We start from the raw sequence: 24,266 nt of genomic DNA, 5'->3' as shown, positions 1-24,266 counted from the left end.
ACGCAGATCACAGGCGGCTGGCGGACAAAGCGGCGATCCCGGCTGGTCCGCTGATCCACAGCCGGGGTCGTCTGCTGCCCTCATGGACGTGGGCGAGGTCCGTCACCGGGGCGGCCGTCAGGACTGTGTGGACGTTCTCGCGTGTGCGTGGGTCCCACAACTGCACCCCCGTTCCGGTGCCGGCTGCGAGCAGCGGCGGCCTGCCGGGAAGTTTGACCACGGCCAGTGCATTGACAGCAGCGTGTGATTCCAGCGTGACGCGCACGTCCTGACCCCACAAAGAGATCGTCGATCCCGTAGCCACGGCCAGCAGCTTGCTCCCGTGCCGGGAGACGGGGACACAGACCATGCTGCTGGGAACAGCCCGTCCGACGGCCCGTTCGCTACGGATGACGGCGCCCGTTGCCAGGTTCCAGAAGACGATCCGGCCGGCCCGCCCACCGACGATCACGTCCGCCTGCCCTGGCCCCGTGCGCCACACACCCAGAGTCCCCGGCACATCGGCAGGTGCCATTGACACCTGCCAGACGACTTCGCCGTCCAGGCGGTGCAACGACAGCCCGGAGGGGGTGGCGATGACCCAGCCAGGCCCACGGTGACCGGGCAGCTCCGCAGTGCACCACACTGCCCCGCGTGGCAGCTGAGACACCGTGCCGCCGGGGCACGCCGCACGAAGGTTCCAGCTGATCAGATCGTCGCCAGTTTCCACGGCGATGACATGGTGATCCTCCGGGAACGTACGGACCGACCGGACATAGGGCATTGGCAGTTCATGGACGAACGACGGGTCGGCGGCGGACAGCAGCACAGCCTTCTTGTCGCGGACACCGATGAGCGAACCGGTTCCGTCCTCGAGTGCGCAGAGGCTTGAGATGCGGCCGGTCGGGCTTTCCACACGGCGTCGCTGGACGGCGCGTGCTGCCTCGCGGCTCGCCCACGCCGGAACAGCCAGGCGGATCCCGTCCTGCCCCGCGGTGACGATCGTCCACTGCCGGCCGCGCCCACCCGGAACGGCGGCCACCTCGTGCAGCGTCCCGTTCGCGTAGGGCACGGTGAAGACCGTTGAGCTGCCGGACTGTGCCCCGAGGTCGTGGATACTCAGGGTGCCGCTGCGCTGGATGCCCAGGACCTGATGACCATCAGCCCCAGCGAGGGAATACAGCGCAGAAGCCACGCCCCCGATCCTCGAGACCCTCTGACGGGTGTAGGGGTCCCATACGTACATTCCGTGGCGGAATCCGTGCTGCGTCACCAGCACGTCGTGGTCCCCGGGCCCCTGGACCGACACCAGTGAGCTACCTGAGAAGCCGTAGGGCATCTCCAGCGGTGCGACGGTTGCATCCTCGGGATCGCACACAGCGACGTAGCGCTTGTTCGCAGGCCCGGGGAAGGCGAGCAGAGATGGCCTGTCCTTGCCGTTGCCGCGGACCGTAACGAAATCGCGTGCCTGCCGGGGAGCGACCGCGTGGGGGAGGGGAACCTCGTGAAGGGTGTCCTGGGCCGGACGCCACAGCTGGATACGGTCACCTGCCAGGAGAGCGAGAAGCCATTCCTCATCCCCATCCCGGAGCACGCGAACCGCTCTGACCGTTCCGGCGAGTGCCGTCCGGGGAAGCACCGCGAGGCAGCGCCCGGACAGCGGATCCCATACGGCGGCGCCGTCCCCGCCCGCAGAGGCCAGGAACGTCCGGCCTCCCTGTCCCCTTACCGTCACCAAATCCCGCAGCTTGGGGACCCGGATATGGACCAGCCGCTGACCGGTGACACCGTCCCACACCCCCACGCTCGAGCCGGCGGCCGCCGCCACCAAGGCCCGCCCGTCCGGCGCGACAAACGCGCACAGCGCGTGCACCACACCCCGGGGCGAGGCCAGCACATTCGTGTTCGCCTGCCACCGCGACCATGCGACAGCCCAAGTGGGCTCCAACGCCGCATAGTCGGCTTCGGCGAGCGGCAGCATCCACTCGTCATCCACCCGGTCACTGAGCGCGGTCCGCTGGAAAGCGATGCTCGACAACCGTGACTCGGCATCGATGCCGTCATCGAGGTACGGCTCGACCAACGCCGCGGCCACCAGCGTGGGACGGCTCATATCCTCCACTGGCAACGGCAGCCGCAGCCGCCCCCGCAATGTCCTTGAAGACTCCTGAACCAGCAGGCCCAAAGGAACATGCTCATCGTCCAGCACCCCACCAGCATCGGCATGCGCCAACAGATGCCGCTGCACATAGGGGTGAGCAGGCAGCGGTGCCACCTCCCGCGCGAGACCTGCAAGCCTGCGGGCGATACTGCGATGGGTACGCTGCGGATGAGCCAGCCCTGCAGGCCGCGCGGAGCCCTCCGGCACGTCACCCAGCAAGGACCCCGGTTCGTTCAGCAGCGCCTCAGCCACCCGCTGGTGAACCGGACGGTACACCGCCCGGCCGTCCTCGACCCCACGGGCCAGGTAGCCGGCGAGCCGGCTGGCATGGACAAGGCGAATGGCCTGGTCCAGGCCGACACCGTCCGGCACATTCCCGTCCAGCACGCCGCGTACGGCAGCGGGCCACACTTCCGCCCAGGGCAACCCCGCACCCTGCCCGAAGGCAGCGGCCCGAAGTACCGCCAGCAGCACAAACGAGGGCGTCTGATGGCCGCAGGCCACCTGCTCAAGGTCCGCCCGCAGCAGCGCGGCGGTGCCCGATTCCAGCCGAGACTGCCAAGCAGGGTCCGTCAGATCCTCCACGTCCCGCGACGAGCGCAGCTGCGCCGCAGCGAGCCGGGCGTCGAGAAACGAAGGCCATACCGCGTCCGCGATCAGCCGCGAGGTCTCCAGCAAGGCGGCCGGCGCATCCTGGTACGCATCCCCGTCAGCCAGCAGCGCCGCGGCGTAGGCCGCGATGTCCGTGACACTATCCGGGAGGTCCGTCCGCACCAGCCGACAGGCCACCGGCTGCTGGCCGTCCGATCCGCCCAAAGCGTCGACCAGAGTGTCCAGCAGCTGATCGGCCTGCTCATCCCTCAGCCCGACAGACGCACCGGAATGCTCCGGCGCGGAGCTGCGCAACCCGAGCAGCAGCCGCACGGCCGCAGTGCCGTCAGCCAAGCGCAGCCGGCTCAGCGGCACGATCACATCGCCCAGGCATTCCAGCGGTCGCTGCGCCTCATCCAGGCCGTCGACGGCCAGGGTCACAGGCCGCCCCCAGACCGCCGACTTCCGCACCAGCACATCCATCAGCATCTGCAACGGAGGCAGGCCGCCAGAACGCTGATCCACGCCCAGGCCCTCCAGCAGATCCTCGAGCAGCGCCAGCGACGTCTTGGCCCGGGCCAGAACCGCCACGTCGACCGCACCCGCAGGCGGACACAAATCCTCGGGCACCTGGCGCACGACAGAACCAAAGCCGGGAGTGTTCAGAAACACGGGATCGCTCAGAGTGACCAGCCGGGCCAGGAGGCCGGACTTGCCCGACCCGGCGGCGCCCGTCACGACCAGAACACCCGCCCCCTCGACCACAAAACCGATCAGCTCACGCATCAACACGCCACGACCGCTGAAGTACCAGCCGGCGTCTTCCTCGCTCACCCGTCCCGAGGACCGTGACACCCAGTACCGCAGCGCCTCGGGAGCCAACGACACCTCCTGCCGAGCCGCTTCGACAACCGGCTCCACCGCATGGAAGGCAGGATTGGGCAGACACGCACTGGCGACCGACTTACGCGAACGCGGCCACACCCACACCGGCTCGATCAGCTCCGGATGTTCCGCACTCACCTGAGCCAGGACCTGCTCCCACTCCGCCAGCGACAGGTGGGAGCGCACATACCCGGCCTCCTCGCCCGCTGCCTTCGCAAGGCCCAGAGCGATCAGCCGGGTGAACTCGCCCACATGGGGCATTTGATGCACATCGCCGCTGGTGATGACCGCGAGCGTCGGCAGCCCACGGCGCGCGGCCGTCAGGTCATTGACGACAGCAGCCACCTCGGCCCCCAGCGTGCCGGCGAAGCAGGAGTCCACCAGAACCAGGATGTGCTCGGCCTCGCTGTCCAAAACGGCGGAGACCAGCTCCCGGGTCGGGAAGGCGGTGCCGAGCAGCCGCCCGGGTTCGGTCCGGGCGAAGGTCAGGTAATGGTGGCCGGCTGTGCTCGTCACCCCGTGCCCGGTGACATAGACGACCAGAGCCTCGTCGTACCCAGCGGACGCCAGATCCTGCTCCAGCAGGAACCGGCGCAGATCGTCCACCTGCTCCAGCTTCTCAGGCTGCGACACCTCGAACCGGCCGGCATCGGGCAGCGTGGGTGACGACAACCAGCCGGTCACCACGGAAACCTGGGCGGCGATGTTCTCGGCGAAGACGCTGTCGTCGTCCCCGTAGTCACTGACGCTGACCACCACGAGCCGCCGCGTTGCCGTCATCGGCCCGCTCACCTGTACACCCACCTGCCCCGCAACCTGTCCGTGCAGTGACTCTAGCGACTGCTCGCCCGCTCGGCTGCTTCGTTCCAGATGGCTGAGCGGGCACATGGCCCAGGTGGTGTGGGTACGGACGCACGGCGGCCGCTCAACGATCCCGGCTGCTTCCGGCACGAAAACTTCTTGGCATCCGTCCGAGCTGCAGCCGTCCCGTTCACACGGGGCAGTCGCCCAGATGCCAACGAAGGGACGCCTCCCCGGCCGGACCGCTGATGTGCAGCAGATTGCCGCGATCGGTCGTCTGTGCGATGCCGGTCACCGGCGCGGCGGTCAGTACGGAGTGCACCAGCCCTCCGCTCAGCGGATCCCACAACCGCAGCCCTGTGCCGTTGCCGGTCGCCAGCAGCCATGCCCCATCGTCTCGCTGGACAGGCGCGACCGCAGTGGTCAGCGGGGTGTCGATCCATCCGACGGGCTTCCAGCCGTGGACGTCCCACAGCGTCACCTCTCGCCCGGCGCCCACCGCCACCAGGGGTGCCCTGCCTTTGACAGGTACCACGCATGCGCCTCGCCCCGCACTGAGAGGGAGCCCGATCTGTGTGATGGCCGATCCGCTGAGCGCATCCCACGCGCCCATGCGTCTCTTGGCCACACCGATGATCTTTGTGCAGGCTGCCAGGGACGGATACGCCACCAGTTCGCTCACGCGTTCCCGCGCGGGCGGCTCGAAGTACGTCCATGTGCTGCTGAGGAGGTCAAGGGCCCCTATGCCGTCGTGGCCGGCGACAAACAGCACGGGCGTACCGTTGGCGAGCCTGGCGGCCAGACAGGCGATAGGCGCCAGAGGGGCTCCCGCGATGTTCTGGGCGTGCCCGGCCTGCGGCTGCCACAGCACCAGCCCGCCGTTGTGGGAAACCGCCACCGAAGGGCCGTTGCCCAGGTCAGGCAGCCCTTCCAGGCATTGCACCGGCGAGGAACACTTCAGAAACCCCAGAGTCTGACCGCTGACAGGATCCGTCAGACGCACGCCATCGCTGTGCGTCGCAGCCACCCACTGCCGCCCGTCCTGCGCCGTGACAGCGGCCGTCAACCGCGGCCGCCCAGGAACCGGGGCCGTCGGGCGAGGTTCCTCCTGAGCGTCCTCTCTACGCTCGCGTACCAGCAGGACACCCTCGTCGCTGGTGGCCGCCAGCCCCCAGGCGCCATCCTGCAGCGCGACCAGGGTGACCTGAGAGCCGGGCTCGCAGTCAAAGCTCGCTATCACCGCCGGATTGACGACAGACGTGTCCCAGACCGTGAGCGAGCGGCCCTTCTTCAGGCCCAGCGCGCGCCGGCCGTCAGGCAACGTCAGCGTCACGGCCTTTCCTCCCCGCACGGGAAGATACTGCTTCTCTCCTGTGAAGGGGTCCAACAGCTCCACCTTGCTCTGGCGTGCGACCGCCAGCAGGTCGTAGCCGGCAGGACCGGGTGCCGCTGCCATCGGAAGGGTCGCGGCGGACTCCAGCGGCACCTGCGAAGACTCCCCGGTAAGCGGGTCGTGCAGTAGGAAACCGGGACGATCTCTCAGCAGCCGCACCATGTGTCCTTCAGGGCTGCGCAGCCACGCGGCCGTATTCACGTTCCGGCCGGAAGGGCCGACGACTGCACGGTAGTGATCATCCGAGGGATGCCAGACAACGGCCTCGTGCGCGGTCATGATGGCTACCTGCCACCGGTCGCGGCCGTCCCGCAGAACGTGAACATGGTGGGCGCCGGAGCCGCTCCAGGCTGCCAGTCGCCTTCCTGATACAGGGTCGAACACCCCAGCCCCCTGCTCGCCGGCGGCCACCAGGAACGATCGGCCCCCGGCCGCTTTGATCACGCAGACGTCCCTGACCAGCCCTGTGTCGATCTGCACCACCTGCTTGCCGCTGGCTGCATCCCACACCGCGATTCCGTCGCGTACGCCTGCAACGATGAGGCTGCGGCCGTCCGGCGTCCCGACTGTGCACAGGGTGAACACATGAGAATCGGGCGATGCGATCACGTTGGCCCGTGGCTGCCACTGCACCGCCACCGGCGTCATCCAGTCGCCGGCCCCCAAGCCGGCGGCATCCTCAGGCGGGCGACCAGAAAGAACTGCCTCTGAGCCGCTGGCGGTTGCCAGATGGAACCGCAGAGAACTCAGTCGGGAAGCCACGTCGACAGACCCATCCACGTAAGGCTCGATCAACCCCGCAGCCGACAGCACCCGCCGCGTGCTGTCCTCCACAGGCAAAGGCATGCCCAGCCGAGCTCGCACCGTTCCCGAGCTCTCACGAGCCGCCAGGGAGATCGGCATGATCGAGTCATTCAGAACGCCCCCGGCATCTGCGTGGGCCACCGTATAGCGGCGCACATAGGGATGCGGGACCCCAGGGGCTGCCTCTCGTGCGAGATCGGAGCAGACCACAGCGATCGCCCTGTGACCCTGCACCGGCCCTGGGAAGCCCTCCACCACGGCGGTCCAGCCGTCAGACGCATCCCGGTCCGGCCCATACGCAAGGTCACCCGGATACTCCAGCAAGACTTCAGCCAGCCGCTGGTGAGCCGGCCGATAGGTGACCCGTCCGTCTTCTTCTCCGGAGGCGAGGTAACCCACCAGACGACTGTTCTGCACCGTTCTGATGACCTCATCCAGCCCCGGCTGCGCAGACGCGTCCGACCCCAGCAGCGCGGACGCCACCGCTGGCCACACGTCCGCCCACGGCAGCCCAGCCCCCTGCCCGAACGCAGTGGCGCGCAGCACGGACAACAGCACGCCGATCCCGACCGAGGTATCAAGAGCGACCTGCCGCAGATCACTCCTGAACAACGCCAGCGTCCCCTGCTGCAGACGCTCCCGCCACTCACGGTCCCCCGTGTCCTGGACCCCAGCAGCACTCCGCAGCTGTGCCGCGGCCAGCCGAGCGTCGAGGAACGACGGGAACACCGCCCGCGCGATCACCTCCGATGTCTGAGCGGCCACGCCGTCGAGGCCGTGATAGGGGCTGCTCTCCTGCGCCTGCAACAACGCCCGCACGTACGCGGTGATGTCCTCCACGCTCTCGTCACCGTCTGTGCGGACCTGCGACAACGGAACCCCCAGCTCCACCCCGCCCGCCCGCAAGAGCCCATGCAGAGCATCGAGCAGCTGATCAGCCACCACATCGATCAGCTTCCCGTCCCCGGCATCCTGCGCCGAGCTACGCATGCCCAGCATCAGACGGACGGCCAGACTGCCGTCCTTCCTCCGCAGCCGTGCCAAGGGGAGGATCACATCCGACAATCCCGAAAGAGGCTGCTGCGCCTCGTCCACGCCGTCGACAACCAGAGTGACGGGTCTCGCCAAGGCGGTGCCGACCTCGAGGAGGTGTTCCAGGAGCACCTGCAGGGGAGGAGCATCCTGGGACGTCCTGCCGAACGCGGTCAGCAGGTCCTCGATCAATTCCAGGGACGATTTCCCCCGGGCGACCACTGCCGCATCCACCGACCCCAACCCCGGGCGCAGCTCCTCAGGGATCCCGTGCACTACATCCGTGAACCGGGATTCGAGGGCGAAAAGGGGGTCGCTCAGAGTGACAAGTCGTGCCAGCAACGCAGACTTTCCCGACCCTGCGGCGCCGGTGACGACCAGTACACCCTCGCCGTCGGAAACGAAGTTCACGAGCCGCTTCATCAGCGTCTGACGCCCGCTGAAGTACCAGCCCGGATCGCTGTCACCGGTACGACCGGAGGCCCGGCTGAGCCAGAACTGGTCCAAGACCGGTACAGAGAGAGCCAACGGCTGCCGGGGCGCCTGCACTACCTGCTCTGGGGCCACGTAGCGAGGGTTGGGCAAACACAGGCTCGGCACGTCGCGACGTGAACGCGGCCACACCCATATCGCCTCGATCAGCCACGGGTTCTCGTCACCCACGGCCCGCAGAAGCCCGTCCCACTCCTCGAACGACAGATGAGGAGCAGTGAACCCGGCCGACTCGTCACTCGCCTTGGCCAGCACCTTCCCGAGCAGCTCGGTGAACTCACCCACACGGGGCGACTGATGAAAATCGCCAGTGGCGACAACACCCAGAGTCTTCAGACCTCTGCGGGCGGCAGACAGATCCTCCAGAACTCTGCTCAGCTCACTGTCCAGGCTGCCGGCGAAGCAGGAGTCGACCAGCACCAATATATGTTCCGCTTCACTGTCCAGGATCTGCGTGATCAGCTCACTCGTAGGAAACGCCGTGCCCAGAAGGCGGTCGTCGCAGGTATCCCCGAACGTCAGGTAGTGACGCCCGGAAGGGCCCCGCACCCCGTGCCCGGTGATGTAGACCACCACCGCCTCGCCCCATGCGGGACTCGTCAGCTCCTGCTCGACCAGAAACGCGCGAAGGTCGCCAGCTGAACCCAGCTTGGACTGCGCAGTCTTGAACCGCCGCTCAGCATCCAGCGCCGGAGCCGCCAGCCACTGCGTGACCGTCTCCACCTGTCCACGAATCCTGGCAGCGAAATCTTCATCTCCGGTGAAGTAGTCATCCACCGCAACAATCACCAGCTGTCGAGGACCCTGCACCGCCACACCTGTCTCACCCCGGGGAACCGCCTTGCCCCTGCACCCTAACCACCCCCACAGACCAGCACCCAGCTACGATCCCCGCACGACAGATCTTCTGTACAGGCCCAGAGTCGGGGGAGACGAAGCATGCACATCGTGGGGATCCACGGCATCTGGCAAGGCAAGACCACCAGCACGAATCTCTCCGCCGACTGGTCCGCAGCCCTCACCAAGGGCCTGCGGACCCATCACGGACCCGCATGCCCCGTCCCGCCACTCACCGTCGCCTACTACGGGCACCTCTTCCGCACCCCGAGCCGGCACCTGAGCTCACCCACCAGTGCTCCGCTGGTCGAGGACAACGAACCTTTCACCGACGAGGAGGAGGCCTTCGTCCTCAACACCCTCGCGGAATACATCCCACCCGGGACCGACCCCCAGGACATTCCCACAGACACCCTCGGCCTGGGCATCCCCTACACCCCACGCCCCGTTGCCCAGGCACTCGCAGCCGCCGACCGCACCATCGGCCGTGACATGGGCCGCCGTCTGCTCAAGCCCATACGCCAGGTGTACCGGTATCTCCACCACGACATTGGCGAGCGTATTTGCGGTGAAGTCCGCGCCGAACTTCACCGCCCCGGCCCCCGCCTCGTCATCGCGCACTCCCTCGGCAGCGTCATCGCCTACGACATGCTCACCCGCCAGGACATAGGCCCCGGTCCAGAAGGCCTCACCACGCTCGTCACCTGCGGTTCCCCACTCAGCTGGCTGACCGTACGCCGCTCACTGGGATGCGAGGACGCCCTGAAACTGCCAGAGGGCGTTGACTGGGTGAACCTCCGAGCTGCCGGCGACATCGTCGCCCACTCAGGACTTGCATCCGTCGCGCCCTTCATCCGCGACGAAACAGTCAACAACGGCGTTGCCGAACCGCATGCTGTCACGCGCTACCTCGGCCAGCAGGTACTTGCCGACCTCGTTGCCAAAACCAACAGTCTGTGATCGGTATGGTCCATCGGCACTCGACCGTGTCCCACGCGGCCAGGTCCCGAAGAAGGCGGAGAGCCTGTCTTCGCATTTCCGTCGGATGAGGTCAATCGAACCGTGCAGAGGCGGAGCGCCGGTGTCCCTTGCTAGCACGTGGTTTGCAGTCCGGTACCTGCGACTGACGCCCTGCCGATCCGGGATCTTTCTACGAACCAGGGATACACGGCCCGGTGTCACAGCCGATGAGGTCAGGGGATCGTCTCTAGACTTCGAGCATGAACGAGGTGCCCCTTTGGTGGACGGCCGTGGCCTTCGTTGGTGGCATTCTGGCGACTCAGCTCAACACCTTCATGAACTTGCGAGGCATGCGGGCAGAGCGGAGGGCCGTCGCGCAGGAGGAGCTGCGCCGGCGTCGTGAGGCGTTCGAACTCCAGCACCTCGTAGAGGTGAATCAATTGGTTCGGAGCCTGATGGAACGAGCAGTCCGGATACCGCAGCCAGAAATCCAGCTTCTGCAGACGCACCTGCGTCCGCACCACCCCCACCGCAGTGGCAGGAGCTGACAGGTCCCCAGACACCGGCTTCGCCGAAGCATCGATCAGGAGCAGCAGCCGCACCGCATCCTGCCACCGGCTCGCCCGGCGTACACCGTCCGCCAAAGCCATCAGCCCCTTCCCCTACACCTGTGCACTTGATGATCCCAGCCCACCGACAGCAGCCGATCACAAGCGGCCATCTGTACAGACCCCCTGCGCTCCAAGCCTCTTTCCAGCCACCGATCCCAGCCGCGACCCCGCGGCGGACCCCCTGCCGGTGACACCACACACATCCGTCAGGTCCCCACCCCCACGAAATGCGGATTAGGTTGTGCACCCATGACCACCGCATCAGCCCGGCTCCCAGCCCACGGCATCGAGTCCGTACGCATCATCGCGGCCCACGACGACGGTTTCGCTCAGGTCGCTCATTTGTCCTGGGCACGACTGACGAACCCAGGCGACGCGAGTCTTTACATACGCCCGTACGTGGGCGAGGGATGGACCGCGTACGGCTCCGTCACCCCGGCCGTGGCGCCAGACCAGAGCGTCAACGTCGAGGCGGAGCGCCACAAGGACGCAAAATTCGACGAACTGAAGATGTCGCTGCACGGCAGTGGACAGACCCACGTCTACATCGGGCCTCGAGCAAAGAACAACCGGCTCCCCGCCGTGATGGGCCGCCCTCTCCACGATCCCTCTGGCGGCCACATCGCCTCCATCACCTGCTTCGACCTCTCAGGCCTGCCGCTGGTCAAAAACCCCTCCGCTCAGGCGCCGGATCTCGATCTCGTCGTGCCCGGTCCCGGCGAGGGCGGTACGTCCAAGCTGAACGTCGCCCTGTTCTCCGGCACCGATGAGGAGGCCATGCGAGCCAAGTACCCCTGGCTGGCTACGGGCCCTCTCATCCGATTCGACCGGAAGGGTCTGCCCACCCCGGTCTTCTTCGGACTTCGCTGCGGCTACTTTCCCGGTCCGCGGACCAGCACGCCGGGCGTCACCGTCGTCGGTGGCTGGGGTCCTGGCGCCCAGCCAAGCGACCCCATCCCCATGGTGTCGATCTGGGCCGCGCCCGACCCCGAGCAGGACCCCGTGTGAGAGCCGGTTCAACGCGCACCCTCAGCGCCCCGGCCTTCCGCACCCGTACGATCAGGCACGGCCCGCGACGGACCAGGCCATCGTCTCGTCCGCTTCCGGGGGTTCGTCGCCGAACCGCCACGGCAAGCACGTCAGCCGCTCCAGGTGCATGCCCGAAGACGCATCCTCGTGAGGCAGCGGCGCGGGCAGCCGACGCCACTTGCCCTGCACCGGCCGGCTGACGCTCCGGTGCAGCGGGGGCATGCTGTGGTGCTGCATCCAGATCTCCACGGGCGCCAGCGCTAGAGCCGCGGGCATCTGCCACTCCTCCAGCATGGCGCCCACGGCAGCAAGCCACGCCCTGTCGTGTTCGACGCTCCAGGCCCTTCGCATGCGACGGCGTTCCCGGGCCGCGAGCATCAACGCCAGTCGCACGGTCTCGGGGTAGGACACGAGCGGCGCCAGACGAAGGTCTCCGCCGGCCTCCTCGCCCAGAAGCTGCCCACGCGCTTCCCACACCGGAGGGCTCAGCGCGGGGACGTTCCACCACAAGGCCGTGATGCGCAGGGCATCGGCGAACAGGGCACGCCCTCCGGCACCGAGCCTGCGTTCTAGCCTCATCCGGTCACAGTGTGCCCGGACCACCTCGGGCATGTTCTGCAGCGGCAGCCAGGTCGTACCGTCCTCGCGGAGGTTGTCCAGCCACCGGTGGTGCCGGGCGCACACCCTCCACCGGGTCACCGACACCAGGTACACATCCGACGGATGCCGCTTGGCCATGGCACACAGATCGCACGCCCGCACCAGGAAGACGTTCTCTGCCTCCCACTGTGGCCACTTCCACACTGGCCCCGGCCCCGCGTCGAGCAGGTGATGAGACCGGAGGCTGGGCAAGGTCCGCTGCAGGACCTCCGGGCCGCGTGCGGTCAGTGCCGCCAGTCGATCGAGCGCGCCGGCGTTGAGATACACCTCGGTGTACCGCGGCTGCATCGCTTTGCCGCCCTCGCCGACGAGGCCCATCAGGTCGTCCAGCGGCATGTGATTGAGCTGCGTGAGCCGGCCGAGGAACGACCCCGTCGACTCACCCGCGATCAGCCGCGCCTGCCGCGGCAGACGCTCCGGCGTCCTCCATGCCTTGCGGCGCGTCGTGCTCTTCCTCGTCGCCACTCGTCTCAGCCCCCTCACCCCGCTCCAGCTGGCTTTGTCAGTGAGTTACGAGAGCGCCTGTTGCCCGGCGCCAAGAGCGCCCTCTTCCACGGGAGAGTGATGTCGCTGAGTTTTGAGAGCACCTGGCTGCTTGCTTCGGGACCATGGTTGTGCTCTGCACGACGAGGGGTCCCGGGTGCTGCCGAAGTCCAAGGTCGATCTGTACGCGGCGATCCGCCGTGATTCGCGTCAGGGCCTGTCGAGCCGTGCCCTTCAGCGGAAGTACGGCGTCGGGTTTCTGACGGTGCAGAAGGCGTTGTCGTCGGCCTGGCCCGAGCCGCGGAAGCCGCTTCCGCCGAGAGCGACCCGGCTGGATCCGTTCAAGCCGTTGATCGACGAGATGCTGCGGGCGGACCTGGACGCGCCGCGCAAGCAGCGGCACACGGTGAAGCGGATCTTCGAGCGGCTGCTCGATGAGCACGGCGCGGACGAGATCTCTTACCAGATGGTCCGCGGCTACGTTGCAACGCGCCGTGAGGAGATCCGGATCGAGGCCGGCCGGGGTGTGGTGGAGGCGTTCGTCCCGCAGACCCACAAGCCCGGAGCCGAGGCGGAGGTCGACTTCGGCGACGTGACCGTGCGGCTGGCCGGCGAGCTGGTGACCTGCTACCTGTTCGCGTTCCGACTGTCTTACTCGGGCAAGGCGGTGCACCGGATCTTCGCGTCGGCCGGGCAGGAGGCGTTCTTCGAGGGCCACGTCCACGCTCTCAACGTGCTGGGCGGAGTGCCGACCTCGAAGGTCCGCTACGACAACCTTAGGGCCGCGGTCGCCCAGGTGCTGGGCTTCTCCCGGCAGCGGGTCGAGGCCGAGCGGTGGACCGCGTTCCGCTCGCACTACGGCCTGCAAGCTCTTTACTGCCAGCCCGGAATCCGTGGGGCCCACGAGAAGGGCGGGGTCGAGGGGCAGATCGGCTGGTTCCGTCGAAACCACCTTGTCCCCGTCCCGGAAGTAGACACCCTCGCCGAGCTCAACGAGATGATCGAAAGGTGGGACGAGGCCGACGATGCCCGGCGGATCCGGTCCCGGGCCCGGACGATCGGCGAATACTTCGCGGCCGAGCGGCCGCTTCTGGACCCGCTGCCGGACGAGCCGTTCGAGACGGGGCGGCTCTTCACCTTGCGGGTCGACCGCTACAGCCAGATCAGCGTCCGCACCAACCGCTACTCGGTGCCGGTCCGGCTGATCGGCAGGACAGTCCGCGCGATGCTGCACGCCTCCGAGCTGGTGGTCTACGACGGCCGCGAGGAAGTCGCCCGGCACGAACGGCTGATCGCCAAAGCCAGCTGCCGCCTCGACCTGGATCACTATCTGGAGGCGCTCGTGCGCAAGCCCGGCGCCCTGCCAGGAGCGACCGCGCTCGACCAGGCCCGTTCCGCAGGCAGGTTCACCCCGGTCCACGACGCCTGGTGGGCGGCGGCCGTCAGGGCCCACGGCGAGCGAGACGGCACCCGCGCGCTGATCGAGGTCCTCCTGCTGGGCCGCCACCTGCCCCACGAACACCTGGTCACCGGCCTCGCGGCGGCCCTGAAGACGGGCGCGCTCACCGCGGACGCCGTCGCACTGGAAGCCCGCAAGGCGGCTGAGGAGGACAGTTATGCCCTCGCGGAACCCGTGCCACCCACGGTCGACCGGTCAAACGTTACGTTCCTGACCTCACGTCGGCTGGCCCACCTGCCACCCGACAAGCGGCCGCTTCCCTCGGTCGCCCACTACGACCAGCTGCTGCGACTGCGTCGGCCGGACCGCCCCACCCCCTGAAGGAGAACGACTGTGACCTTCCCCCGCCAGCGAGGACTCACCGAGCAGGCCGCCACCGCCGCGGTCGACCAGGCATGCAGGATGCTGCGGCTGCCGACCATCCGGAACCAGTTCCCCGAACTCGCCGAGACCGCTGGCCGCGAGCAGATGTCCTACCTCGGCTTCCTCGCCGAGTTGCTGCTGGCCGAGTGTGACGACCGGGCACGTCGCCGCTCCGAGCGCCGGATCAAGGCGGCCGGGTTCCCCCGCGACAAGTCGCTGCGCAAGTTCGACTTCGACGCCAATCCGAACATCGACGCCGCCTTGATCCACACCCTTGCCAAGTGCGAATGGATCAAGAAGAGCCTGCCGCTCTGCCTCATCGGCGACTCCGGCACCGGCAAGTCCCACCTGCTGATCGCGCTCGGCACCGAAGCCGCGATGGCCGGCTACCGGGTCAAGTACGTGCTGGCGACGAAGCTGGTCAACGAGCTCGTTGAGGCCGCCGACGAGAAGCAGCTGACCAAGACCATCGCCCGCTACGGCCGCGTTGATCTTTTGTGCATCGACGAACTCGGCTACATGGAACTCGACCGGCGGGGCGCCGAGCTCCTCTTCCAGGTTCTGACAGAGCGCGAGGAGAAGAACAGCGTGGCCATCGCCTCGAACGAGTCGTTCTCCGGCTGGACCAAGACCTTCACGGATCCCCGCCTCTGCGCTGCAATTGTCGACCGCCTCACCTTCGGCGGCAACATCATCGAGACTGGGACTGACTCCTACCGCCTCGCCACCACCCGAGCCCGCGCCGAACAGCAATCCCTGGGCTGACGTCGACGCGGGAAGCGCGGCCGACGGAAGCCTTGGGCGCGTTCAGCGGTAGTCGTTGAGCCAGTCGCCTGGAATCAGGTCACGAATGCGGTCGAGGTCTTCCGGCGTCCGGGCACGAGCCAGGACGGCCATGCCGTCGTCGTCGCGCAGAAGGACGTCCTGGCCCAGGAACCAGCGAGTCGGGTGCTCTTCCTCGCAGATGGGATAGGCCGGGAACGGCAGTTGCACGCAGTTCTGCTCCAGCAGCTCGATGCTGTCGTGATCCGGGTCAAGGAAGTCGCAGAACTCTCCGTCGGCCTGCACGCACTCGGACAGAACGATCTCGACGAAGCAAAGGGAGAGACGCTCCAGCCAGCCCTCCCACCGCTCGGCGGACTTGTCTGCCAAGTCGGACCGGATGAACACCGCCGGGTCGTCATCCTGGAGGCTGTCGAGAGGGATGCCCCAGGAGGCGGCTCCCTGGTTCTCGTGCCGGAAGACCAGGGCCTCCTTCGCGTCATCCACATACAGCTCTGCCGGGCCGAGCAGCACATCGTGGTTGCTGGTGAGGTCCCGACGGCGCCCGAACAGCAGGTACGCCTCGCGCAGCGCGGCCGGCAGTTGGACACCCAGCCTCTCCTCCGCCGCGGCCAGGTCAGCCTCGGTCCACCCGTCGCCGGTCTTCAGGGCGCTGGCCCAATGGACAGAGAAGTCCTGGATGAAACTCCACGCGCCGCTGCGGTCTTCGACGCCTCTGGCGAGAGACGCAGCAAGATCAAACCTATGTGTCATGCCAGGACGATATCCGTCCGGCTAACCGGTCCTCGGACTGCCCCGACACGCCGACCAGGTGCTCTCGGATGTCAGCAACATTCCTGGCCTTCTTGATCACCATCTGCTGCCCAAACTCGGCATCAAACGCTCTCGCCTTACACCTACGAAGCCACTGCCCCGCATCCGTCACATCCATGAGCAGTACCGGATACCGGCGTGGGACCTGGCAGTGATCGACGAGGCCCACCGCGCCACGAGACGCTCAGACAAAGGATGGGGCGTCATCCACGACGACGCCCAGATCCCGGCGAAACTCCGCCTCTACATGACCGCCACCCCGCGCATCTTCCGCACCCCGGCACCGGCGAACGGCCTCTCTTCTCTGTTCGAGTCCATGCCCGACGCCACCATGGACCGCGTCGACATCTTCGGCCCCACCGTCTACCGCCTCGGCATGGCCGACGCCATCGAACGCGGAATCCTCGCCGACTACCGCGTCGTCATGCCCGTCATCGAAGACACGGACCTGCGCACCATCCTCACCGCACCACCCGCAGGCACCAGCCACCACAACGGACTGCGCACCGCGGCCCTCCACGTCGCGGTACTGCGCGCCATCGCCGACCACGACCTGCGGCGCGTCCTGGTCTTCCACAACCGCATTGCCGCCGCCCACGCCTTCGCCAAGGCCCTTCCCGGCACCGTCGGCCAGCTGACCGGCGACCTGAGAATCCCCGACCTGTGGTCCCACGCCGTCGACAGCACACAGAAAACCTGGCAACGCCGACGGCTGCTCCAGGACTTCGACGCAACCAGCCGGCGCGCGGTCCTCAGCAACGTCCGCGTCCTCAACGAAGGCGTCGACATCCCCGCCATCGACGCCGTCGTCTTCGCCGCCGCCCGCCGAAGCGTCATCGACGCCATCCAGTCCATCGGCCGCGCCTTGCGCCAGCAGCCCGGCGAGGGCAAGAAAGCCACCCTCGTCATCCCCGTCTACCTGCCCGACGGCGCCAGCGCCCACGACATCCTGGCCGGCACCAGCTTCGGCGGCCTGTGGAACATCCTGCAGGCCCTGCTGTGGACGATCGCGTTATTCCCCAGGGGTAAGTTCACGTAATTCCCCACCCTCGCGGCTGAGCGAGCCACTCAGGAGATGGTTCTGATGGGGGGCAGAACGGGCAGGTGATCACTCGGCTGGGTCGCGTGGCACCCTTGGCAGCAGATCTGACGGCCAGAATGAAAGTTGAGTCGTGCGTTGAATCGTGTCGCGCGAGGCGCCACCGGGTTCTGGGGGCATAGCGATGACCCGTTGCCGCGGGCGGACGTCGTGGCCTTCAGGACTGCCTGCCATGCTGTGGCCCGATCGATTCGTGGCACGGTCGGCGAAGTGACCCCGGCCGGAGCCACGCCGAGCTTCCATACGGCTCTGATCACCACGCCGTCCGGTTCGTCAACGGTCTTGTGCCACGAGGTGCTCCCGGTTGTCGCCTTTGTGGCGAGCCCGCCGCAGGCTGGAGCGCCCCTGCCGGACTTCACACCTCCGCCGGCATGGGCGGCCGCGTTTGAGACGGGCGGCTTCCGGCTGCTGGACGTCGATGAACTGGGCATCCCGTTGGCCTCGGCTGACACCAGTGAGCTCGCCGAAGAAGAACTGGAACAAGTGGGCTACTGGCGCCCCAGCACGGTCGGCGAGCTGATGTTCAACTGGTGGGACTGAACGGAATCATTTGCCTGCGGGCTTGTCGGTGGGGTTCCTGGGGCGCTTGTTCGGCCGGTAGCTGGGGCCGTTCATGATCACCTGATGGCTGGTGTTGATCAGCCGGTCCAGCAGCGATTCGGCGACCACGGGGTTGGGGAAGAGCGGATACCAGTCGCTGGGCGCTCGGTTGCTGGTGATGATCAGGGACCTGCCCTGCCGTTCGCTGACCAGCTCGTAGAGGTCATCGGCCTGGGACGCGCCGAGCTGGCGCATGGCGAAGTCGTCGAGGATGAGCACGTCGGGCCGTACCAGTTCACGGATCCGTTTGTCCCAGGTGCGGTCCGCGTGGCCGCCGGCGAGGTCCGCGAGGATCCGGCTGGTCTTGGCGAAGCGGACGTGGGCGCCCTGGCGGACCGCGAGGTGACCGAGGGCCTGGGCGACGTGTGTCTTCCCGACCCCGACCGGACCGAAGAGGATGACCGACTCGCCGGAGTGGAGCCAGCGCAGGGCCCCGAGGTCGCGGATCTGGGCGGCCGGGAGCTTCGAGGAGGCGGTGAAGTTGAACTCCTCCAGGGTGACCTGCTGCTCGAACTTCGCCCGCGTCAGGCGGCGTTGGAAGGCGACGGTCTCACGGCGGGTGATCTCGTCCTGGCAGAGGACCTGAAGGAAGTCGAGGTGCCCGAGCTCGCCGCCGTGGGCCTGGGCCAGGCGGGCATCGAGGGTTTCTAGCATCCCCGAGAGCCGCAGCGACTTCAGCGACTCACGCAGGGCAGAATCCATCACGCTCATCAGATGCTTCCCTCAGCTTCGCCGTGGACCTGGTCGTCGTGGAGCTCATCCGCCGTCTCGGACGGGGCGACGGAGGCGAACAGCCGCTTGGGCCCGTGGAGAAAGGCCGCGGCTCCCGCGTCCCCGCTCGATTCGGGCTCCGGATCGGTCTCGGTGCCGGCGATCAGGATGCCCTTGATGGTCCGGTAGGACGGGTCACCGACCGTGATGGCCCTCGCGCAGGCGGCCTCCAGCCTCGCGTCGCCGTACTTCTTCTTCAGACCGAGGATCCCCTGGGCGGCGCGGAGCCGGTAGAGCGCGTTGACCTCCAGCAGCTGGTCGACCACGGTCCGGCAGGCGTCACCGACCTCGGATGCCTGGGTCCGGCACCAGACCGGCGTGCGCATCTGGAAGGCGATCTTCTCCGGCGGGTAGTCGCTCCTGTCGGTGCGTTTTCCCTGCTCAAGTGCCACGTGGGTCTTGACCAGGTCGCCGTCGAGGAAGACCTGCACCATCGTGGCGGTCGAGCGGACGTCGACCCTGCGGCCGATCAGTTTCCAGGGCACCGAGTAGAGGGTGCGGCCGACCTTGACGTGGATGTCCGGCCCGACCACCGCCGTCGACCAGCGGGCCAGCACGAACGCAGTGGGCGGCAGCGGCAGCAGGGTCTCGGCCTCGATGGCCTCGAACACCGCCATCGGGGCGGCTCCCTGCAATGGCTGTCGGCGTACGGACTTTTCTCCCCAGTTGCGTACGGACGAACGTCCCCAGCTCTGACCGTGGGCAGCAGCACGGCAGAGGATCTCGGTTGAGATCGATGCCCCGACCAGGGACACTCGCGCGATGAGCCACAGCACATCGTCTGAACCGATCGAGCGAGGGTGGGACGAGCCCTGGTATCGGGTCCGCATGCAGGACTTCCAGGCGTCGTTCCTGCCCAGCGACGGCGAGGACTTGGGCGAGGTCTGCAACGTCGATGTCTTCGTGACTCTGAAGGATGGATCTCGTTGGACCGCGACCGTGTTCACCGTCGCGGAAGTCGAGCGCCTGATGAAACTCTGGGCAGGAACCGACGAGGCCCTCGGCGGCCGGTACTTCTGGGTCTCGGACGGCCTGATCGTCAGGGATCCCGGCATCGACAACATGACCGACGTGATCGCCGGACTGATCGAGAACGGTGAGTTCTCCGAGATCTTCCAGCGGGCGGTCAACAACTGATCAAGTGCTTGGCCGCCGGAAACAACGTGGGTCGTCAGGCCACGTCGTTGTCCCGCTCGATGGCCTTGAGGCGGTTCTTGAGCCGGTAGCTGGGGCCGTTGATGGAGATCACTTCGCAGTGGTGGAGGAGCCGGTCGAGGATGGCGGTGGCGAGGACCTCAGGGCTGTCCCGTAATCCCCGGTGGATCAGCGCGCGGCGTCAGATGCGGTGCATCGCAAGGCGGAGGGGCGTCCGCATACTGGATGTATGCGGACGTTCCGACAACGCGGCGAGGCGCCGTAGCTGACGCCGCGCGCCCGCCGGGGATTACGGGACAGCCCTTAGCGGAGGAGCTGAATTGCACCCAACAGGCATGCGGCGTGCGATCATCTGGGCCCGGGACTTCCGTGACGCCGGCATCGGCTCTGTCTATCTCCGTTCTGTACTGGCCTGTCTGGAGGAACCGCGGACTGACCGGCGTCTGGGGCACAGGCCTGGGGCAACCCACGGCGGCGTGGTGGAGATGTGCTCCAGAGAGATGATGAACCTGGCCCTGGCGGTTCTCCTTCCGGGCGTCTTGACCGCCATCGCCGACCACCTGGCGCGCCACGCCGCCTACAGGCAAGCCGCCCAGGAGCTCCCTTCGGAGTGGCTGGTGTTCTGCCTCGGCCCGCCAGCCCTTGTCGCCACTGTTATGGCCACTTGGGGTTTCACACTCAGTGGAAGCCGGACAGCTGGACCACTGCCTCACGTAGCATGAGTTCCTGTGGATCTCGTGGCGCGGGTGCGACAGGCACTCAGTGAGCAGGTCATTCATCCCACCGAGTTCGAGCGGTGCGCGTGCGCGCTCCTGCAAGCACGCTACCCAGGGCTGGCAGCAGTCGAGGGCGGTCATGACTTCGGCCGCGACGCCGACATCTATCTCCCCTTCACCGATGGCAGCAGTGATGTGGACGCCCGTGGACGTCTCCTCGTCACGACAGGCGACCCTGTGGCAAATCTGCGCAACGGCCTGAAGCGGATGCGCGAGGAGGGCCTGAGAGTAGACCTGGTCGTGGTGGCCTGCTCCAACGCCATCGACGCGAAGACACGAAGGGCCATGCACCAGCTGTGCGAGAAGCAACAGCTGCCCGCGCCTGAGATCTACGGCCAGGAGTGGTTCGCCAGCAGGCTGGTGTATGAGAGGGCATGGCGCTGGAACCTCCTGCGCATTGCCGCAGAACCTGGTGCCTTGTTCGACGACCCACTTGAAATGCTGGACGACGATGCCGTCACGATTCCTCTCGTGGGACGGGAGGGCTCGCTCGAAGCGCTCACCGCTGAGGTCAGGGCCGGCCACGACACGGTGTTGGTTGGTGTCCCGGGCGTGGGCAAGACACGCCTGACTACGGAACTGGACCAGCATGTCGTCTGAGGTTGATCCCGGGGAGTGGACACCGGGTTTCATGCGGCGAGTGACAGCGTACGTGACGTGATCAGTTGTTGTTCGAACTCGGCTGGTGTGAGGTATCCGAGAGCGGAATGCCGACGGCGCCTGTTGTAGTACGACAGCCAGCGGAACACCTCAAGCCGTGTCTGCGCCTTCGAGGTCCAGCGTCTTCCGTGAAGCAGTTCTCGTTTGAGGCCCTGGAAGAACGACTCGGCCAGGGCATTGTCGTAGCTCGAGCCGATCCGGCCCATGCTGCGGCGGATGCCGTGCCGGCGGCAGACGTCGGCGAAGGCGGCCGCGTTGTACTGGGCACCCCTGTCGGTGTGGAAGACGACGCCGTCCACCCGGCCGCAGCGGGCGGCCACGGCCATCTCGATCGCGTCGGTGACCAGCGAGGTCCGCATGTGATCGGCGATTGACCAGCCCACCACGCGCCTCGAGCAGATGTCGATCACCGTGGCGAGATAGAGCCAGGTCGTGCCGACGGCTATGTAGGTGATGTCGCCGCACCACCTGGTGTTGAGGGTGTCGGCTGTGAAGTCGCGCATCACCAGGTCCGGCACGGGCGGCGCGGCCTTGTCCGCGATCGTCGTCCGCTTCTTCTTCCGCAGGTGCCGGCCGACGATGTGGTTGACCCGCATCAGCCGGGTCACGCGTTTGCGGTTGATCCGCCGTCCTCTCGCCCGCAGCTCGGCATGGACGCGCGGGGCACCATAGGCGCCATCGTGCTCGGCGTGGATGGCGCGGATCTCGGCCACGGTCCGCTTCTCCTCTGCCTGGCGCTCGGCGCGGGCCTGCCCGGTGGCCAGATGGCGGTAGAAGCCGGCGCGGGAGGCCCCGAGCACCCGGCAGATCCGCTTGACGCCGAAGTCGGCGCGGTTGTCGGAGATGAAGTCCCAGCGGCGAGGGCTCACTTCACCTCCCGAGCGAAATACGCGGCCGCCCGGCGCAGGATCTCGCGCTCGAGGTGCCACTCTTTCTCGGCCTTCAGCAGCCGGGCGTTCTCCGCCCTCAGCCGGGCCAGCTCCTCCGCCTCGCCACCCGTGTCACGGCGTCCGGGCACGGCCTGGGCCTCGTCCTTGCGCACCCACGTCCGCAGCGACTCCGCGGTGATGCCGAGATCCGCGGCCACCGCCGCGTAGGTCCTCTTCCCGGCGGCGGCACGGTAGAGCGCGACCGCGTCCTTCCTGAACTCCTCCGGATACGGAGACCTGCGTCCCACCTGGACATCCCTCCCTGGACCATCAAGATCCATTGTCAGGGTGTCCACTCCAAAGGATCAGCCTCAGTCGCAGCCTCACCCTGTCCCGGGCCATCGGCGGCGACACCATCGAGGTGTTCAACCACGATCTCCGAGAGGTGCCATCGGAGCCAGCCGACGAGACCCTCAAGTCGAAGCACAACGCAAAGTCGCAGAAGAACATCTCCCGCTACCTGCTGACCGTGCTGGGGATCGACGGCCGGCGGATCCTCCAGAGCGGCCGTGGCAACGTGCTGCCGCTAAATTTTCGGGACCTCGCGCGCCTGGCCGTCGTCAACGACACCCGTATGGCAGACCAGCACTCTCCGGTACTCGGCACTCGAAATCCGCTGAATGAGACCAGGGAGAAGTCGGTCTTCAAACTCCTCCTCAGCGGAGAGGAGGAGCCGGAGCGCCCTGCGGCGCCCAGCAATCTGGAGAAGCAGTTCGGCAAGGGGAAGATCGCGGTCATCGACCACCTGATCGATGAGAGCCGAGGGAAGCTCACGATGGAGGCGAACCAGTCGCAACTGCGGGAGCGGCTCGGCCGCCTGCAGGCGGCCCTTGGCGAGGTGACCGCCGCCGCCGTCGAACTTGCTGAAGTCCGCACCAGCCTTCTGCGTGACCGCCGGGGCCTGGAAGAGATTGACCTCGCGGCCCAGCAGCGGGGCGACGAGGTCCAGCAACTGCTTGCGCGATTCGCTCTGCTGAAGGAGCAGTACGAGTCGGACTTGGCCCGGCTCCAGATGGTTGGTGAGGCCGGAACCCTCCTGGGCTATTTCCAGACCGGGACCTGCGTCTTCTGCGGCGCCGAGCCTCAGCACCAGCACCTGGAGCACCACGTCGCCGAGAGCACCCAGCTGGCAGCGTCTGTATCTGCGGAGACCCGAAAAACAACCGACCTGCTCAGCGACCTGCTCCTCATGATCGAAGATCTGGAAGAGCAGGCAGCGGACATAGAGTCGGCCCGCGCCGCCCGAGACGAAGAGCTCGCGCACAACGCTGCGGAGCTCCGCGCACTCGATCAACGGATGCAGCCGGTCGACATGGACGCCACCGAACTGCTGAACGCCCGTTCACGGGTCGAAAGCGAGCTTGCCCTGCACGGTCAGATCGAGCAGCTCGAAGACCTCAAGGCATCGCTGTCCACCGTGGCTCCTGCTCTGCCGGCTGCCCGTCCCGACGGCATTCCTGCCGCCGACATCGCCGACTTCGAGCGCATGATTCATGAGACCTTGGAAGCTTGGCATGTTCCAGGGAACAATCGCGTCCGCTATGACCCGACGGCTGCCGAGCTCTCCGTTGACGGACAGCCGCGAAAGAGCCGCGGCAGGGGTATGCGTTCCATCCTCCACGCCGCCTTCGCAGTATCACTCGCGCGCCGGAACACAGCCCGCGACCTGATCCACCCGGGCTTCGTCGTGCTGGACACGCCGGTCCTCACCTACCGCCGGCCCGAAGACCCGCACGAGGACCGTCCCGAGCTGATGACCGCCGACGTCGCCGAGAACTTCTACCGCGACCTCCTGGAGAACCCGCCGGGCCAAGTCATCGTGATCGAGAACCCGACACCGCCAGCGGGCATCAGGGGGCGTGCCACCGTCCACGCATTTAGCGTGGACGGTTCGGAACGCCAGGGATTCTTCCCGCCCCGAGACAGGCAGTGAGCACCGGCCGCCCACTACGGACAGCCGTGCGTGCCTTGGTCAGCCCAGTCCATGCCGAGCTTCGCGAGGGCGGCGAGCTGGTCAGCGTCCAGCCGGTCCCTCCTCGATTTGGTGTTCGATGCCCACACGCCGAGTTTCACGGTCACTGGCTCCGTCTCGCTGTCGACCTCGATCTGTTCGCTGTGCCCTCTCGGAACGGGCCGGTGG

17 protein-coding genes and 2 pseudogenes are annotated in these 24,266 nt (G+C 67.2%); 9 read left to right on the top strand and 10 right to left on the bottom strand.

Translation table 11 applies throughout. The features are described 5' to 3' along the window. Window positions 1-7: 7 nt before the first annotated feature. Window positions 8-4,567: an AAA family ATPase gene (locus OG580_RS35980; protein ID WP_267048264.1), complete on the bottom strand. Its 4,560-nt coding sequence runs from the start codon at window positions 4,565-4,567 to the stop codon at window positions 8-10. Between the two features lie 40 nt (window positions 4,568-4,607). Beyond that, window positions 4,608-8,954: an ATP-binding protein gene (locus tag OG580_RS35975; protein WP_267048263.1), complete on the bottom strand. Its 4,347-nt coding sequence runs from the start codon at window positions 8,952-8,954 to the stop codon at window positions 4,608-4,610. 123 nt (window positions 8,955-9,077) lie between these two features. Between OG580_RS35975 and OG580_RS35970 the strand changes: the two genes are divergently transcribed. Beyond that, on the top strand, window positions 9,078-9,935 hold the full coding sequence (locus OG580_RS35970) for a hypothetical protein (protein WP_267048262.1): 858 nt from the start codon (window positions 9,078-9,080) through the stop codon (window positions 9,933-9,935). A gap of 233 nt (window positions 9,936-10,168) precedes the next feature. Here the strand turns inward: OG580_RS35970 and OG580_RS35965 are convergent, their stop codons facing one another. Beyond that, window positions 10,169-10,585: a hypothetical protein gene (locus tag OG580_RS35965; protein ID WP_267048261.1), complete on the bottom strand. Its 417-nt coding sequence runs from the start codon at window positions 10,583-10,585 to the stop codon at window positions 10,169-10,171. A 210-nt stretch (window positions 10,586-10,795) separates the two neighbouring features. On the opposite strand from OG580_RS35965, the gene OG580_RS35960 reads away from it, so the two are divergent. Further along, window positions 10,796-11,554, top strand: a complete 759-nt coding sequence (locus OG580_RS35960; protein WP_267048260.1) for a hypothetical protein — start codon at window positions 10,796-10,798, stop codon at window positions 11,552-11,554. A gap of 51 nt (window positions 11,555-11,605) precedes the next feature. Here the strand turns inward: OG580_RS35960 and OG580_RS35955 are convergent, their stop codons facing one another. Continuing rightward, complete coding sequence (locus OG580_RS35955) at window positions 11,606-12,700, bottom strand: TniQ family protein (protein ID WP_267048259.1); 1,095 nt, start codon at window positions 12,698-12,700, stop codon at window positions 11,606-11,608. Between the two features lie 178 nt (window positions 12,701-12,878). Here OG580_RS35955 and istA point away from each other — a divergent pair, with 178 nt between their 5' ends. Next, window positions 12,879-14,498: an IS21 family transposase gene (gene istA / locus OG580_RS35950; RefSeq protein ID WP_267048286.1), complete on the top strand. Its 1,620-nt coding sequence runs from the start codon at window positions 12,879-12,881 to the stop codon at window positions 14,496-14,498. Between the two features lie 12 nt (window positions 14,499-14,510). Continuing rightward, on the top strand, window positions 14,511-15,305 hold the full coding sequence (gene istB / locus OG580_RS35945; RefSeq protein ID WP_267048258.1) for an IS21-like element helper ATPase IstB: 795 nt from the start codon (window positions 14,511-14,513) through the stop codon (window positions 15,303-15,305). A gap of 42 nt (window positions 15,306-15,347) precedes the next feature. Here istB (OG580_RS35945) and OG580_RS35940 read toward each other — a convergent pair whose 3' ends face one another. Then, window positions 15,348-16,076, bottom strand: a complete 729-nt coding sequence (locus OG580_RS35940; protein WP_267048257.1) for an SMI1/KNR4 family protein — start codon at window positions 16,074-16,076, stop codon at window positions 15,348-15,350. Window positions 16,077-16,383: 307 nt separating this feature from the next. Here OG580_RS35940 and OG580_RS35935 point away from each other — a divergent pair, with 307 nt between their 5' ends. Together OG580_RS35935 and OG580_RS35930 are read left to right on the top strand one after the other, a co-directional pair. Next, window positions 16,384-17,175: a helicase-related protein gene (locus tag OG580_RS35935; RefSeq protein WP_323182701.1), complete on the top strand. Its 792-nt coding sequence runs from the start codon at window positions 16,384-16,386 to the stop codon at window positions 17,173-17,175. Between the two features lie 270 nt (window positions 17,176-17,445). Beyond that, window positions 17,446-17,775, top strand: a complete 330-nt coding sequence (locus tag OG580_RS35930; RefSeq protein ID WP_267048255.1) for a hypothetical protein — start codon at window positions 17,446-17,448, stop codon at window positions 17,773-17,775. Window positions 17,776-17,781: 6 nt separating this feature from the next. On the opposite strand, the gene istB (OG580_RS35925) is transcribed toward OG580_RS35930, so the two are convergent. Beyond that, window positions 17,782-18,546 (bottom strand): IS21-like element helper ATPase IstB, encoded by a 765-nt coding sequence (gene istB, locus OG580_RS35925; RefSeq protein ID WP_267048254.1) that lies wholly within the window; start codon window positions 18,544-18,546, stop codon window positions 17,782-17,784. Continuing rightward, window positions 18,546-19,223 carry a hypothetical protein gene (locus OG580_RS35920; RefSeq protein ID WP_267048253.1) on the bottom strand — a complete coding sequence of 226 codons (678 nt, stop codon included), beginning with the start codon at window positions 19,221-19,223 and terminating at the stop codon, window positions 18,546-18,548. The genes istB (OG580_RS35925) and OG580_RS35920 overlap by 1 nt, the downstream gene beginning before the upstream one ends. Before the next feature lie 145 nt (window positions 19,224-19,368). Between OG580_RS35920 and OG580_RS35915 the strand changes: the two genes are divergently transcribed. Then, the gene (locus tag OG580_RS35915) at window positions 19,369-19,743 is read left to right on the top strand and encodes a hypothetical protein (protein ID WP_267048252.1); all 375 of its coding nucleotides are present in this window, start codon (window positions 19,369-19,371) and stop codon (window positions 19,741-19,743) included. A 34-nt stretch (window positions 19,744-19,777) separates the two neighbouring features. Here OG580_RS35915 and OG580_RS35910 read toward each other — a convergent pair. After that, a pseudogene (locus tag OG580_RS35910) lies at window positions 19,778-19,900 on the bottom strand (ATP-binding protein); the annotation flags it as partial. Window positions 19,901-20,489: 589 nt separating this feature from the next. On the opposite strand from OG580_RS35910, the gene OG580_RS35905 reads away from it, so the two are divergent. Continuing rightward, entirely contained in the window at window positions 20,490-21,137 is a 648-nt protein-coding gene (locus OG580_RS35905) for a hypothetical protein (RefSeq protein WP_267048251.1), read from the top strand. Between the two features lie 29 nt (window positions 21,138-21,166). Here OG580_RS35905 and OG580_RS35900 read toward each other — a convergent pair. Then, window positions 21,167-22,374 (bottom strand): IS3 family transposase gene (locus OG580_RS35900; RefSeq protein ID WP_267047832.1). Its coding sequence is split into 2 segments (ribosomal slippage): window positions 21,167-22,128 and window positions 22,128-22,374, totalling 1,209 coding nucleotides; the frame shifts between segments, so codons are not numbered across the junction. Window positions 22,375-22,487: 113 nt separating this feature from the next. Between OG580_RS35900 and OG580_RS35895 the strand changes: the two genes are divergently transcribed. Then, complete coding sequence (locus OG580_RS35895; protein ID WP_267047833.1) at window positions 22,488-24,059, top strand: hypothetical protein; 1,572 nt, start codon at window positions 22,488-22,490, stop codon at window positions 24,057-24,059. 14 nt (window positions 24,060-24,073) lie between these two features. On the opposite strand, the pseudogene OG580_RS35890 reads toward OG580_RS35895, so the two are convergent. Further along, window positions 24,074-24,266 (bottom strand): annotated as a pseudogene (locus OG580_RS35890) (hypothetical protein); the annotation flags it as partial.

It is taken from the genome of Streptomyces sp. NBC_00094 (assembly GCF_026343125.1).
GTDB lineage: Bacteria > Actinomycetota > Actinomycetes > Streptomycetales > Streptomycetaceae > Streptomyces.
The sequence above is the reverse complement of the archived record's forward strand: the minus strand, read 5'-3'. Positions and strand labels throughout refer to the sequence as shown.

Bases quoted from the DNA above. Each gene is read 5' to 3' on its own strand.
- OG580_RS35970 (WP_267048262.1), top strand. From the start codon at position 9,078: ATGCACATCGTGGGGATCCACGGCATCTGGCAAGGCAAGACCACCAGC.
- OG580_RS35965 (WP_267048261.1), bottom strand. From the start codon at position 10,585: ATGGCTTTGGCGGACGGTGTACGCCGGGCGAGCCGGTGGCAGGATGCG.
- OG580_RS35960 (WP_267048260.1), top strand. From the start codon at position 10,796: ATGACCACCGCATCAGCCCGGCTCCCAGCCCACGGCATCGAGTCCGTA.
- OG580_RS35940 (WP_267048257.1), bottom strand. From the start codon at position 16,076: ATGACACATAGGTTTGATCTTGCTGCGTCTCTCGCCAGAGGCGTCGAA.
- OG580_RS35935 (WP_323182701.1), top strand. From the start codon at position 16,384: ATGACCGCCACCCCGCGCATCTTCCGCACCCCGGCACCGGCGAACGGC.
- istB (WP_267048254.1), bottom strand. From the start codon at position 18,546: ATGAGCGTGATGGATTCTGCCCTGCGTGAGTCGCTGAAGTCGCTGCGG.
- OG580_RS35920 (WP_267048253.1), bottom strand. From the start codon at position 19,223: ATGGCGGTGTTCGAGGCCATCGAGGCCGAGACCCTGCTGCCGCTGCCG.
- OG580_RS35915 (WP_267048252.1), top strand. From the start codon at position 19,369: ATGAGCCACAGCACATCGTCTGAACCGATCGAGCGAGGGTGGGACGAG.